Source organism: Fibrobacter sp. UWB3 (assembly GCF_002210405.1).
GTDB lineage: Bacteria > Fibrobacterota > Fibrobacteria > Fibrobacterales > Fibrobacteraceae > Fibrobacter.
The window spans coordinates 16,078-29,495 of the sequence record NZ_MWQJ01000012.1 but is presented as its reverse complement, the minus strand read 5'-3'; the positions used below and the strand labels follow the sequence as shown (position 1 = coordinate 29,495).

General features: G+C 49.5%; 11 protein-coding genes. 6 read left to right on the top strand and 5 right to left on the bottom strand.

Annotated features, from left to right (window positions below):
• Nucleotides 1-45 precede the first annotated feature (45 nt).
• Both epmA and B7991_RS12510 read right to left on the bottom strand, forming a co-directional pair.
• Complete coding sequence (gene epmA, locus B7991_RS12515) at nucleotides 46-1,017, bottom strand: EF-P lysine aminoacylase EpmA (RefSeq protein WP_085491281.1); 972 nt, start codon at nucleotides 1,015-1,017, stop codon at nucleotides 46-48.
• The gene (locus tag B7991_RS12510) at nucleotides 1,017-2,393 is read right to left on the bottom strand and encodes an FISUMP domain-containing protein (RefSeq protein ID WP_088631122.1); all 1,377 of its coding nucleotides are present in this window, start codon (nucleotides 2,391-2,393) and stop codon (nucleotides 1,017-1,019) included. The genes epmA and B7991_RS12510 overlap by 1 nt, the downstream gene beginning before the upstream one ends.
• Nucleotides 2,394-2,632: 239 nt before the next feature.
• Here B7991_RS12510 and B7991_RS12505 point away from each other — a divergent pair, with 239 nt between their 5' ends.
• From B7991_RS12505 to B7991_RS12495, 3 genes are read left to right on the top strand one after another with little or no spacing between them, the layout of a single operon-like run.
• A complete protein-coding gene (locus B7991_RS12505; RefSeq protein WP_088631121.1) occupies nucleotides 2,633-3,856 on the top strand; it encodes an aminotransferase class V-fold PLP-dependent enzyme in 1,224 nt (407 codons plus the stop codon).
• A 25-nt stretch (nucleotides 3,857-3,881) separates the two neighbouring features.
• Nucleotides 3,882-4,715 carry a ThiF family adenylyltransferase gene (locus tag B7991_RS12500; RefSeq protein WP_088631120.1) on the top strand — a complete coding sequence of 278 codons (834 nt, stop codon included), beginning with the start codon at nucleotides 3,882-3,884 and terminating at the stop codon, nucleotides 4,713-4,715.
• A 60-nt stretch (nucleotides 4,716-4,775) separates the two neighbouring features.
• Entirely contained in the window at nucleotides 4,776-6,512 is a 1,737-nt protein-coding gene (locus B7991_RS12495) for an AAA family ATPase (protein ID WP_088631119.1), read from the top strand.
• 25 nt (nucleotides 6,513-6,537) lie between these two features.
• Here B7991_RS12495 and B7991_RS12490 read toward each other — a convergent pair whose 3' ends face one another.
• Nucleotides 6,538-7,059: a phospholipase D-like domain-containing protein gene (locus B7991_RS12490; RefSeq protein ID WP_088631193.1), complete on the bottom strand. Its 522-nt coding sequence runs from the start codon at nucleotides 7,057-7,059 to the stop codon at nucleotides 6,538-6,540.
• A gap of 409 nt (nucleotides 7,060-7,468) precedes the next feature.
• Between B7991_RS12490 and B7991_RS12485 the strand changes: the two genes are divergently transcribed.
• The 3 genes from B7991_RS12485 to mnmA all read left to right on the top strand — a co-directional run bounded on the left by B7991_RS12485 (nucleotide 7,469) and on the right by mnmA (nucleotide 11,031).
• The gene (locus B7991_RS12485; protein ID WP_014545806.1) at nucleotides 7,469-8,755 is read left to right on the top strand and encodes an O-acetylhomoserine aminocarboxypropyltransferase/cysteine synthase family protein; all 1,287 of its coding nucleotides are present in this window, start codon (nucleotides 7,469-7,471) and stop codon (nucleotides 8,753-8,755) included.
• A 25-nt stretch (nucleotides 8,756-8,780) separates the two neighbouring features.
• On the top strand, nucleotides 8,781-9,713 hold the full coding sequence (gene cysK / locus B7991_RS12480; protein WP_088631118.1) for a cysteine synthase A: 933 nt from the start codon (nucleotides 8,781-8,783) through the stop codon (nucleotides 9,711-9,713).
• A gap of 217 nt (nucleotides 9,714-9,930) precedes the next feature.
• The gene (gene mnmA, locus B7991_RS12475) at nucleotides 9,931-11,031 is read left to right on the top strand and encodes a tRNA 2-thiouridine(34) synthase MnmA (RefSeq protein WP_073423765.1); all 1,101 of its coding nucleotides are present in this window, start codon (nucleotides 9,931-9,933) and stop codon (nucleotides 11,029-11,031) included.
• A 19-nt stretch (nucleotides 11,032-11,050) separates the two neighbouring features.
• On the opposite strand, the gene B7991_RS12470 is transcribed toward mnmA, so the two are convergent.
• Both B7991_RS12470 and nifH read right to left on the bottom strand, forming a co-directional pair.
• The gene (locus tag B7991_RS12470; RefSeq protein WP_088631117.1) at nucleotides 11,051-12,064 is read right to left on the bottom strand and encodes an Rpn family recombination-promoting nuclease/putative transposase; all 1,014 of its coding nucleotides are present in this window, start codon (nucleotides 12,062-12,064) and stop codon (nucleotides 11,051-11,053) included.
• Between the two features lie 308 nt (nucleotides 12,065-12,372).
• Nucleotides 12,373-13,218: a nitrogenase iron protein gene (gene nifH / locus B7991_RS12465; RefSeq protein WP_014545810.1), complete on the bottom strand. Its 846-nt coding sequence runs from the start codon at nucleotides 13,216-13,218 to the stop codon at nucleotides 12,373-12,375.
• Nucleotides 13,219-13,418 lie beyond the last annotated feature (200 nt).

Below are 13,418 nucleotides of genomic sequence, written 5' to 3'. Positions count from 1 at the left end.
CAAAGAGAATAAATCCGGGGTGACAAGCCAGGTGGCAACCAAGCGTTAAGCAATGGGGCTTGGGAAGAGGATCACGTCAGCGATTTTTTCTTTGCCGAGGGCGAGCATGAACAGGCGGTCGAGCCCAAGAGCCACACCAGAGCAAGCAGGCATTCCCGATTCAAGAGCAGCAAGGAATCGTTCGTCGATAGGCGGTAAGGGCTTGTTCATCCCCTTGCGGATTTCCAAATCAGCATAGAAACGGCGACGCTGCTCCACAGGATCCGTAAGCTCCGTGTAACCATTGCAAAGTTCCACTTGGTTCACAAAAAGCTCAAAGCGGCGAGCCCACGTATAGCCCTCAGCATCCACGTAAGTCTGCGCCAAAGCAGCCTGCGACGGCGGGTAATCCAAGATGAACTCGGGACCGTTACTAGCGAGTGCAGGTTCCACGAGGAAGACCATGAGATAGTCCCACCAGTCTTCGCGCGTGAGCGTTTCGCTCTTTTCGGGCACAGGAATCTCGCGAGCGCGGCAAGCATCCGCAAAGTCTGTAAGCTTTTCGCAAAACGGATTTACGCCAGCGTAATTTTTGAACGCATCAATCCAGCGGGTGCGGCGGGCATTTAGTTTGGTCCCAATAATTTCACTCACGAGGTCTTCGACTTCGTCCATGAGTTTGTCCTGAATCATACCCACGCGGTACCATTCCACCATCGAGAACTCGTTGTTGTGGTGGCCGCCAAATTCATCCTTGCGGAACGACTTTGTAATCTGGAAGATATCACCGAACTTTGCAGCAAGCAAACGCTTCATGTGAAATTCCGGGCTCGTCATCATGAACCGCTTCGGGTCTTCGATTTCAAAGTAATCGAGCTGCGGGTCCGTTCCGCCGTATGCAGAAAGCACAGGCGTCTCGACTTCGAGCGCATTACGACGAACAAAGAAATCACGGACACGGGCCATCAGCGCCTGGCGCTTGACCCAAGTTTCACGCGTGCAAGTGGGCGCAAACGCGCCCGAGTTCAAATTTTCCATTACTCAGCTCCGGCTACACAACGGACCGCAAGATAGAAACTCGGGTCCACGGAGATGGAGCCGACATCCTTATCGGAGCTGAACATTGTGCGAGCCTTGCCACGAGAATCCTCTTCGGAATCGGCTGTCCAGAAGTAGGCGCCCTCGCCCATCGTCGTGCAGACGCCGGTCTTGTTGGCGTAGCCACCGAACATGGCCGTGAATGCATAATCGTCACTGCCATTGCTCTTGAGTTTGAGTGCAGCTTCGCGAGAACCGCCCGCATATTCTTCAAGCTTTTTCCAATCCGCATCCGTGGCGAGATGGTAGCCTGCCGGGCAAGCCTTCTTGGCGGCTTCTTGCGTGTAAAGGCGGCCAAACGTTTTGCAGTTCGCATCATCACGGTCGTAGCAAATCGAGCCATCCGGATCGTTGTAGTTCAAGTTCTCGACAAACCAGTCCACACCGCCAATTTCCTTGACCTTGTAAACTTGTTTGTCACGCTTGTCCACAAAATTCTTGAACACCGGGCAACGAGTACTAAAACCTGCTTCAGAGAGAATCGGATCGACCTTGCCCTTCCAAGCCGTGCAGAAGCGGAACAACTGACCGCCCGGGAGCGAAGAGCCCTTATGCTTGGCGGCCCAGGTCTTCACGTAATGGAGACCCGTCACAGCGGTATCGGGAATCGAGAGCACCTTGGCATACTTGCCAGCGAGTGCGGCATACGTACCGGCAACAGACATCGGAGCCTTCCAGAAGCCATCAGAAAGACCTTCGCGCAAGCTTGCAAAAACCGGAGACGGCTTGTAGACCTTAATCGTCTTGTCCACCATCTGTTCAGGTTTCGTCTTGCAGTTCACATCGTGGTCAATGGCCATCAATGAATTTGCATCCACCTTGCACTGGGCAATGCACTTTGTTCGTGCAGCACCTTTCTTGGGGCACGGTTTCCAGACCGTGGTATCGACACTCACGAGCGACTGTTTTCCAAAAGCCTTCGTCTTCGTTGCCGCCTTAGCCACCTCGTCAAGCGTCTTGAGAGCCTTTGCACTCCCCTTTTCGCCATCGGCGAGCAAATACTTGATGACACCCGAGCAGGCATTCGCGGCATTCGCCATCGAGCACACCTTCGGACCAAAGCCATACGCAAACTGGGACGGGCAAGCGGCAAACGCTTCATCCGGCATCTGCTTAAAATGCTTGCCATAAATGTTCGTTGCATTCTTTGCCGACATCTTGCCGCAATAGATTTCTTCGAGCTCGCCGGAATTGACAATCTTTTTCACCTTTTTCCAGTTGTTGGAATCAACGGCCTTGCGGAGCGCTTCCTGGGCAAAACTACCCTGTGCCAAAATTGCAGAACAAACCAAACTTGCTATAAAAAGATTCTTCATCTAAACCTCTTTTAAAACTTAACTGGATCCTTCGCTTTCGCTCAGGATGACAGTTCCAATATCAAAATGACAATTCCTAAGTCAGGATGACATTCCTGAGTCGGGATAACGACATGAATAGTTTTAATATATAACGAATTATAAACAATCCCTAACGAATAATCAAAAAAAATCTTGAACCCTAATAATATTTTACTTGAATTTGACTCCACCTATAGAGGATTTCTATCTTTGGGGCCATGAACGCAGAAGTCTTACGCAATGAATTCCCGATGTTGGTCGCTGGCGACAAAGAATCAAAGCCGCTCGCCTTTTTGGACAGCACCGCCACGACCCAGAAGCCCGCAAGCGTCATCGACGCGATGGACGATTTTTACCGCGAGCACTACAGCTCCGTGAAGCGCGGGGTTTACCGCCTCAGCGCACGCACCACAGAAGCCTTTGAAAAGACCCGCAAAGACGTTGCGAAGTTCATCAACGCAAAATCCGAAGACGAAATCGTCTTTACTCGCGGCACCACCGAAAGCATCAATCTCGTTGCCTGGAGCTATGGACGCAAGTTCTTCGAAGCAGGCGATGAAATTATCATCAGCGGATTGGAACACCACGCCAACATTGTGAGCTGGCAGCTCGTCGCCGAAATGAAGGGCGCAAAGATCAAGGTCATTCCCGTCCGCGATGACGGCGATTTGGACTTGAGCAAGCTCCCCGAGCTCCTCACGCCGCGCACCAAAATGGTCGCCGTTACCCACGTGAGTAATTCCGTTGGCACCGTGAACCCAATTGCAGAAATCATTGCGACCGTTCGCAAGCTCGCCCCGCAAGCAAAAGTTTTGATAGACGCCGCCCAGAGCTCTAGCCACATCAAGATTGACGTGCAGAAGCTCGACTGCGATTTTCTCGCATTCAGCGGCCACAAGATGTACGGCCCGACTGGCATCGGCGTTCTTTACGGCAAGTACGACGTGCTCGACAGCATGCCACCTTGGCATGGCGGTGGCGAAATGATCAAGAACGTCACGTTTGAAAAGACGACTTACGCCAACGTTCCAGCACGCTTTGAAGCAGGCACGCCCGCCATTGCCGAAGTCATCGGCCTCGGGAAAGCCATTGAATGGCTGAACAACGTCGGCCTTGACAACATCCGCAAGCACGAAGAACAAATTACGCAGTACGCTCTGAAGCAGCTCGCCGAAATCCCGCAAGTGAAAGTCCTCGGCAACCCGAAGGAACGTGGCGCGCTCATCAGCATTACGTTAGACGGAATTGCCGTCGGTGATGCAGCCATGATTCTCGACGAAGAAAACGTCGCCGTGCGTAGCGGGCACCATTGCGCACAACCGGTGATGGACCGCTTTGGCGTAGATGCCACGCTCCGCCTGAGCTTTGGCGTTTACACGCTCGAACGCGACATCGACCGCTTTGTTGCCGGCATCAAGCGCGTCGTCCGTCTGTTCGCCTAAATTCCGCCAGTTTTGCAGGATTCTCATGGGAATTGAAAAAGGCATTTTCAACCGCACATCGCTCCTTCTCGGAGACGATGTTATGGACTGTATCTACCAAAAACGCGTCATCATTTTTGGACTCGGCGGAGTCGGCAGCTGGTGTGCCGAAAGCCTTGTCCGTTCCGGCATCAAGGAACTCGTGCTCGTCGATTCTGACCGCGTGTGCGTCACCAACGTAAACCGCCAGCTGATGGCCACCACCAAAACCGTGGGCCAAGTCAAAGTCGAAGTGCTTAAAAACCGCTTGTTAGAAATCAATCCGCACGCAAACGTCATCGCACTGCAGGACATCTACGAAGAAGCGAATACGGACAAGTTCCAGCTAGACACATTCGATTACATCATCGACGCTATCGACAGCCTCGAAAACAAGATGCAGTTGCTTTGGCACGCCACGCACACCAAGGCAACCGTATTCTCGTCGATGGGAGCCGCCCTCAAGATGGACCCCACAAAAATCAAGGTCGCCGAATTCTGGAAGGTTACAGGTTGTCCGCTCGCACGCGCACTTCGCGACAAGTTCAAGCGAAAAAAATTGTGGCTCAAGAAAAAAGTACTTTGCGTTTATAGCGACGAACTCTTGAAAAATCGCGGTCAAAATTCTTCTTGCGGAACCGCCGCCTGCATGTGTCCTAAAATCCGCCAAGAACGCAGCGAAGCGGAACTCAAGAACGCCGAACTTGTCGATCACGAATGGTGTAGCAGCAAGGCTCAAATCAACGGCACCATGGCACATGCCACGGCCATTTTCGGCTTTATGATTGCAGGTCTTGTGATGAACGACATTTATCAGAAGGCGTTAACGCAAGCTGAGTAATTTAACTTGCTCTTGACTTTTTTAACTTAATAAGTTAAATTAAAGTTAAAAGGAGAGAGCATGAGCATCGGCGGAATTACATTTAAGACCATCAACGGCAAGCGTTACGCTTACTATCAATGGACCGAAAACGGCAAGCAGCACAGTCGCCGTGTCAAGGATGATGAATTTGCGGAACTCGCTGCAAAAATTGCAACAGAAAAAACGAAAAAGAACTCGTCAAAAAACATTCAGCAACTGATGGTCGCTGAAAATATAGCACCATATTCAGCAAAACCCGATTTCAAAACCGACATAAAAATCGGAGCACAACTCATCCGTTTTTTTGAACCCGTCATGAAATGGAAAAAGCGCGAATGTTTCGGCGCGCTCCACGATTACATTTACGGAGAAAACAACGACCGAGTTCTCATCCTATACGGGCTACGTCGCACAGGCAAAACGACGCTCATCCGCCAACTAATTGGCGAAATGTCTGCCGACATGCAACAGAAAACGGCGTTTATCCAGCTGAGCTCTAGACATTCGCTCGCCGACGTCAACCACGACCTGAAACAATTAGAATTGCTTGGTTTTCGTTACGTATTCATTGACGAAGTGACATTGCTAAACGATTTCATCGAAGGTGCCGCATTATTCTCCGATATTTTCGCCGCCGGCGGCATGAAAGTGGTTTTATCCGGGACTGATTCTTTGGGATTTGTTTTTTCTGAAGACGAGCAACTTTACGACCGTTGCATTTTATTGCACACAACATTCATCCCCTATCGTGAATTTGAAAACGTTCTTGGAATTGAAGGTATTGATAAATTTATCGAGTTCGGCGGAACGATGAGCATGGGCGGGAGCAACTACAACACAGACAAGTTTACTTTCGCTACACAAAAAAGTGCAAACGATTACGTGGATTCGGCCATCGCACGAAACATTCAACATTCCCTCAAATGCTACCAGCACGAAGGGCATTTCCGCGCATTGCAAGATCTATACAATGCGGGCGAATTGACGAGCGCCATCAACCGCATCGTAGAAGATGTCAACCACAGATTTACCATAGATGTACTGACTAAAAAATTCAAGTCAAACGATTTAAGAATATCGGCATCGAATCTGCGTCGCGACAGAAACAAGCCTACCGACATTCTCGACCACATCGATATCAACGCTTTTACAAAACAACTAAAACATCTTTTGCTCATCAAGGACAAAGCAGAACAATCTGTAGAAATCAGCGAACCACACCGCATAGAAATCAAGGAATATCTTGACTTACTCGATTTGACTTGCGACATCGATATTGTCAACATGTCCAACCTGAACGAGCACCGTACACGTACAGTTCTTTCGCAACCAGGACTCCGTTACGCCCAAGCATCAGCACTCATCAAGAGCCTTTTGCTAGACGAGACATTCAAACAAGTTCCGATTACTGAGCGTATGGCAATCGAGAAACGAATTCTCGATGAAATCCGTGGACGCATGATGGAAGAAATCGTACTCCTGGAAACCAAAATTGCAAAACCCACAAAGCAAGTTTTCCAATTGCAGTTTGCCATCGGCGAATTCGACATGGTGGTATTCGACCCACAAAATGCCTGTTCCGAAATCTACGAAATCAAGCATAGTGACAAAATTGCTAAAGAGCAATGCCGCCACTTGCTTGATCCCAAGAAATGTGCCGAAACAGAATTCCGCTACGGGAAAATCTTAAGCAAGAACGTCATCTACCGCGGAGCAAAAGACCGCTTTGGCGATATTAATTATTTGAATGTAGAAGAGTATTTGAAAGGGCTTTAGCGAAGCGATATTAATGTCGCCTGAGCTATTTTATCCTATCGCTGCAGAATTCTTGACGACCACATTTTTCGCAGTGGGCGCCCATCCAAAGCGTGTCAAATTGTTCGATGGCAGGTTCGACGATTTCCGGGTCGTTCGTGAGGATTCCCGCTTCGAAGTTGCGACGGAGGGAACTTTTCATGCCGATGCCAGCGCCTGTCAAGTTTGCGGAGCCGATGTAGGCGGTTTCTAGATCGAAAATCATCATCTTGAAATGGACTCGCGGACACATGACGCGTTCAAGGTCGGTTGCAAGAATTTTATAGCGGTCAAAATCTTCGCGGAAGTTCGGGCCGGGTTCCTTGGCGTGAATGAGCCGCACGCCCACACCGCGTTTGAGGAGTCCTGCGAGTTGTCCGAGCAACGGTATTGATTCGCCGTTCTGTTTCACATAAACATCCTTGATGTCGGCGGTGCCAATCCAGAGCGTTTCGCGGACTGTCGCGATACGGGAAATGACTTCGGAATAGTGTTCTTCGTTTTGGATGTACTTGGTAAACGTAGGCATAACGGAAATATACAATGAAAAAAGCGCACGTTTTCGGCCTAAAATCCCCTATTTGCCACTCGTTATTACCAAAATTACGGTCTTGTTATAGCTTTTATTTATAGACAAGCAACTTTTCTAGAAAATTTTTATAATTTACCCTACTTTCCTATTGGGCTAGTAGGGTTTTGTTTTTAAATTATGCACATCAAACGAACGAGGCACCCCGAAAGGGAAAAGCCTGGAGGATTTCGCTATGCGATGTCGAATGTGTAACCAAGCTGAAGGCAGGCGGGCCTAATACCGCCAAAATTTAACGCTCAGGATTGAGCAAAACTATTAACTATCGCGTCGCCCGACGCCAACAGTAACAAAACGTTCGGGCGAACGCGAAAATTTCGCGCCAAGCGCACAAAAGGATTTAAATAATATGACGACTCAGAATAAGCTCCATTTCGAAACTCTTCAGCTCCACGTTGGTCAGGAACAGGCAGACCCGGCAACCGATTCCCGCGCAGTTCCTATATACCAGACCACCTCTTACGTATTCCACAGCGCTCAGCACGCTTCTGACCGTTTCCATCTGAAGGATGCAGGCAACATTTACGGCCGCCTCACCAATACCACGCAGGACGTTTTTGAAAAGCGCATCGCTGCTCTCGAAGGCGGTATCGCAGGTCTCGCAGTCGCTTCCGGTGCAGCAGCTCTTACTTATGCCATCACGGCTCTCGCTCGCAAGGGTGACCACGTGGTCGCACAGCGCTCCATTTACGGTGGCACCTACAACCTCTTGGAACATACGCTTTCCAAGTTCGGCATTGAAACGACTTTCGTCGACATCCACAACCTCAAGGAAGTCGAAAACTCTATCAAGTCCAACACCAAGCTCATCTTCATTGAAACGCTCGGCAACCCGAATTCCGACATCCCGGATATCGAAGCCATCTCCGAACTCGCTCACAAGAACAAGATTCCGGTTGTTATCGACAACACCTTCGGTACTCCGTACTTGATTCGTCCGCTCGAACACGGTGCTGATATCGTCGTGCATTCAGCAACGAAGTTCATCGGCGGTCACGGTACGACTCTCGGCGGCGTGATTGTTGACGGTGGCAAGTTTGATTGGGCTGCATCTGGCAAGTTCCCGCAGTTCACCGAAACGAACCCGAGCTACGGTGTGCCTTTCACCGCAGCAGCTGGCGCTGCAGCTTACATCGTTTACATCCGCGCCATTCTTCTCCGCGACGAAGGTGCAGCAATTTCCCCGTTCAATGCATTCCTTCTCTTGCAGGGCACTGAAACGCTTTCGCTCCGCCTTGACCGTCACGTGGAAAACACCAAGAAGGTTCTCGAATTCCTCTCGAAGCACCCGAAGGTTGCAAAGGTCAACCACCCGAGCTTTGCAGATCATCCGCAGCACGCTCTCTACCAGAAGTACTTCCCGAACGGTGCAGGTTCCATCTTCACATTCGATGTGAAGGGCGGCCAGGCAGAAGCCTTCAAGTTCATCGACGGGCTCAAGATTTTCAGCTTGCTCGCTAACGTTGCCGACGTGAAGAGCCTCGTTGTTCACCCGTATACAACGACCCACTCGGAACTCACTCCGGCTGAACTTGCCGAAGCTGGTATCTCTCCTGCAACGATCCGTCTCTCTATCGGTACGGAACACTACGAAGACATCATCAACGACCTCGCACAGGCTCTTGACCAGATTTAATTACAAATAACAAAAGGATTCTACCATGTCAAAAATTTACGCATCTGCTGACCAACTTATCGGTCATACCCCGCTCCTCGAACTTTCCCACATCGAAAAGGAAAACAATCTCCAGGCTAAGATCGTGGCAAAGCTTGAATATTTCAACCCGGCTGGATCTGTCAAGGATCGTATTGCTAAGGCAATGATTGACGATGCCGAAGCTTCAGGCAAGCTTAAGCCGGGTTCCGTGATTATCGAACCGACTTCTGGTAACACTGGTATCGGTCTCGCTTCCGTCGCAGCAGCTCGCGGCTACCGCATCATCATCGTGATGCCGGAAACCATGAGTGTTGAACGTCGCCAGCTCATCAAGGCCTACGGTGCAGAAATCGTTCTCACCGAAGGTGCTAAGGGCATGAAGGGTGCAATCGCTCGCGCAACAGAACTCTCTCAGGAAATTCCGAACAGCTTTATCCCGGGTCAGTTCGTGAACCCGGCAAACCCGGCCGCCCACAAGGCAACGACGGGTCCGGAAATTTGGGAAGACACGGATGGCAAGGTTGACATTTTCGTCGCAGGCGTAGGTACTGGTGGAACGGTCACGGGTGTCGGTGAATACCTCAAGTCCCAAAATCCGAATGTGAAGGTTGTCGCAGTTGAACCGGAATCTTCTCCGGTGCTTTCCAAGGGCACGGCTGGTCCGCACAAGATCCAGGGTATTGGCGCAGGCTTTGTTCCGGATACTTTGAACACCTCCGTCTATGACGAAGTGCTCCCGGTCAAGAACGAAGACGCATTCGCCGCAGGGAAGGCAATTGCCAAGGCTGAAGGTATCCTCGTCGGTATCTCTTCTGGAGCAGCCCTCCACGCCGCAGTCGAACTTGCAAAGCGTCCGGAAAACAAGGGCAAAACGATTGTCGCACTCCTCCCGGATAGCGGAGACCGTTACCTCTCCACTCCGCTCTTCGCTGACTAAGTGTTAGATAAAATTTGTTCGGTAAGTGCTTCGCGGTTCCATTCGCCTCGCAGTAGAAACCGAAAAAAAATTAAGATGATTCATTATTGAGTGAAAAACGCTAGAAGGTTCCATTCGCCTCCCTAGCGTTTATTTGTGTTTTATACCTCATCTGTAGTCGTGCTATTCTAAAAGTTTTTTCGAGATGCGCGCCGGGTGAATTACAAAAGGCAACAAGATGTCTGAAAAAAAGCGTGTCGCTGTTGGATTGTCGGGCGGTGTAGATTCCGCCCTTTCGGCGTATTTACTGAAAAAGCAAGGTTACGAAGTTGTCGGCATGACGATGGCGACGTGGGACGGCTCCGTGAAAATGCCCGCAGTCGAAGGTCGCGAAGGCTGTTACGGTCCGAGCGAAGACAAGAATATCGAAGAGGCAAAGCTCGTTGCCGAACGTCTCGGGATTCCGCATTACGTTGTTCCGGTTGCCGAAGATTACAAGCGAGAAGTTCTTGACTATTTCCGTGCGGAATACCGCGCAGGGAGAACACCAAATCCGTGCGTCCGTTGCAATCAGAGCATCAAGTTCGGAGCGCTACAGCATGCCGCGCGCAAGCTCGGGATTGATTTTGATTACTTTGCGACGGGGCATTACGCACGGCTCGATTTCAAGAATCCTGATGTTCCGTTCTTGTACGAAGCATTGGACGAGCATAAAGACCAGACGTACTTTTTATCAAGACTCTCAGCAGAGCAACTTTCCACTGTGATTTTTCCGCTCGGCGGAATGCAGAAAGCAGACGTGAAAGCGCTCGCCAAGGAAATCGGCTGGGACGATTTTGCAACAAAGCGCGAAAGTCAGGATTTTATCGAGTGCGGCGATTACTCGGTGCTATTTGACGAGAGCGATAACGTTCCCGGAGATTTTATCGATGTGAACGGAAAAGTTCTCGGGAAGCATAAGGGCATTGTGCATTACACGATCGGGCAACGCAAGGGGCTTAACATCGGCGGGCAAGCGGAACCGCTTTACGTTGTGGCGATTGATGCACACCACAATCAGGTGATTTTAGGTCCGCGAAGCGCATTGAGCTGTACCGAAGTTTCTGCCGTTGACTTAAACCTGATGGTTTCGGAGACATCGCCGCTTTTGAAGCAACCGCTCACGGCACATATTCGCCTCGGGCATAAAGGAGCAACGGCAAGAATTACGGCTTTGGACACTGCGGCCGGCACAATCAGCGTGAAATTTGACGAGCCGCAATTTGCATCGGCACCGGGTCAAGTACTCGTGCTCTACGCAGACAAAGGCGTGGTCGCGAGTGCAATCATCGGGAAGTAAAGGGCGGGAAACGCCCTTTTTATTTCCCTCGAATTTGTTCTTCTGTAAGATTGAAGCGTCGAACAAGAATCTCCATAGGAACATTGTCTTTGTACAGCTCTTGAGCTGTACGGAGCTTTTCTTCTTCGGCTTTTTTCAACTTATCTCGTTCATCGGCAAGTTTTTCTTCGAGTTTTTCTTCGAATTTTTCTTCAAGCTGTTGACGTTCCTTGTCAAACTTTTCCGCCATTTGCTGACGCTCTTCTGCCAATTGCTGGCGGAAATAGTCACCTATGCTTACGAAACCGTATTTCTGTCCGATACTTACGAACGCCATGTTCAGCTCCTTTAGGAAGTCTTTACCTAAATACTCCATTAAATATATACTTGTTTTTTCAAGCAGACAAGAGGCCTCGTTTCGTGGCATTTTATCCAGGAATTTACAGAACTGAGGCAACAGTTCCAGCAGCTTGTCTTTGTTGAACGCATGCTTTAGCGCGATTATCCCCATGCCGGTTGCAGTATTTTCGCAGGCGAGGCAATCACTGTCGGGAATATCTGCCATATTCACGAACGTACACTGGAACGGGAGCACTTTCCCGCGAAAATAATCGGGATAGGACTTTTCGAGAATCTTGAGCGGGTTCCAGTTGTCTCGTCCGTTGTAGAATATTATCGCCATTGTAGGGATTCCGCTGAATATCCGGTTCTTGTCCTGGATTTTCATAACGGAGTGTATGTATTTGGAAATTTGGTCGAAGATTATGGGATCGCGTCCGGACTTGTGTTCCAGCAGGATTCCGACGAGAATCGGGGCGCCCGTCGAGACGTTCACACGAAACGCGAGGTCCGCTTCTCCAGTGTCATCAACTTCCGAATACGAATCGGGAATACGCATAAGCGTATCAAGATTGACCTGAGTCAGGAAAGTGTCAATCTCGTGGTTTATTTTCCCAGCAAGTTCAAGCAAGAAGCGCGTGTGCGTTGTATCGGCAAAAAGCCAGCGAAAGTATGCGTCGTGTTTTCGTTTGGTTACCTTGTTTTCGTTTTCCATCTATTTTGTGAAGCCAGTTATTTAAAGCGGACTGGTACGCAATTTCATATAGCAAAGGATATAGAAAACGATCTAGCAAAAAAGTTCTTGAAAACAATTTGCGTTATCAAAAACGGATGTGCTTAATTTAACAAACTCATTCCGGGAAAACAAGGGAAATTTTATTTTGCGTTCATTTTGCAACCAATCGTTAGCAATCGTTTATTTTATGAAAACTAAAGGCGACAGACAGAAAAACAATTCCAATAACGCAAAAATCCTACCCGATTGGGCAGGATTTTTTTAGAGATAGTTGGCAATAAAAGTTTTTAAATGGAGTAGTCTTTTTCCATCATGCCGTAGTCGATGAGAATTTGTTCCAAGCGGTCCTGCGTCATCGGAGTCGGGATGGTAAAGAGCTCGTTTTCATCGATGTTCTTTGCAAGTTCGCGGTAGACGTTGGCCTGGTTGCAGTTCGGTTCGAAATCAATCACAGTCTTCTTGCGGATTTCGGCCTGCTGCACGATGTTGTTGCGCGGCACGTACTGGATGAGCTGCGTGTTGAGTTCCTTGGTGAATGCACGGAGCAAGTCAAGTTCGTTATCGACGTTACGGCTGTTGCAGATGATACCGCCGAGTCGCACTTCACCGCGTTCAGCGTACTTGGCAATACCCTTACAGATGTTGTTTGCAGCGTAGAGGGCCATCATTTCGCCGGAAGCAACGATGTAGATTTCCTTTGCCTTGCCTTCACGAATCGGCATGGCGAAGCCACCGCACACAACGTCACCGAGCACGTCGTAGAAAACGTAGTCGAGATCTTCGGTGTAAGCGCCGAGCTGCTCGAGCATGCTGATGGAAGTGATGATGCCGCGGCCTGCGCAACCCACGCCCGGTTCCGGGCCACCGGATTCTACGCAGCGAACGCCCTTGAAGCCAACCTTTTCAAGGTCAGAAAGCTGGATTTCGGTCTTGTTATCGCGAATGGTATCAAGCACAGTCTTCTGATGGAGACCACCGAGCAAAAGACGAGTAGAGTCAGCCTTCGGGTCGCAACCGACAACGAGCACGTGCTTGCCCTGTTCCACAAGGCCTGCGGTCAAGTTCTGAGTTGTAGTGGACTTGCCGATGCCGCCCTTACCATAGATAGCGATTTGACGTAATTTCTTTGACATATTATAAGTGTCTCCTTAGGATTTTCCTATAGAAACGCTAGGCAAGAACAAGTTTAGAATTTGCGTCTACCCTTTTCAATACTTTTTTAGCCCATTTCGTCACAATTATTCTTTTTTGCGCGTTGCTATAAAAACTTTTTATAACCCCATTCAGCGGGAATCTATTGCACGCCCAGAAAAAACATTTTTTTTAATTTTCA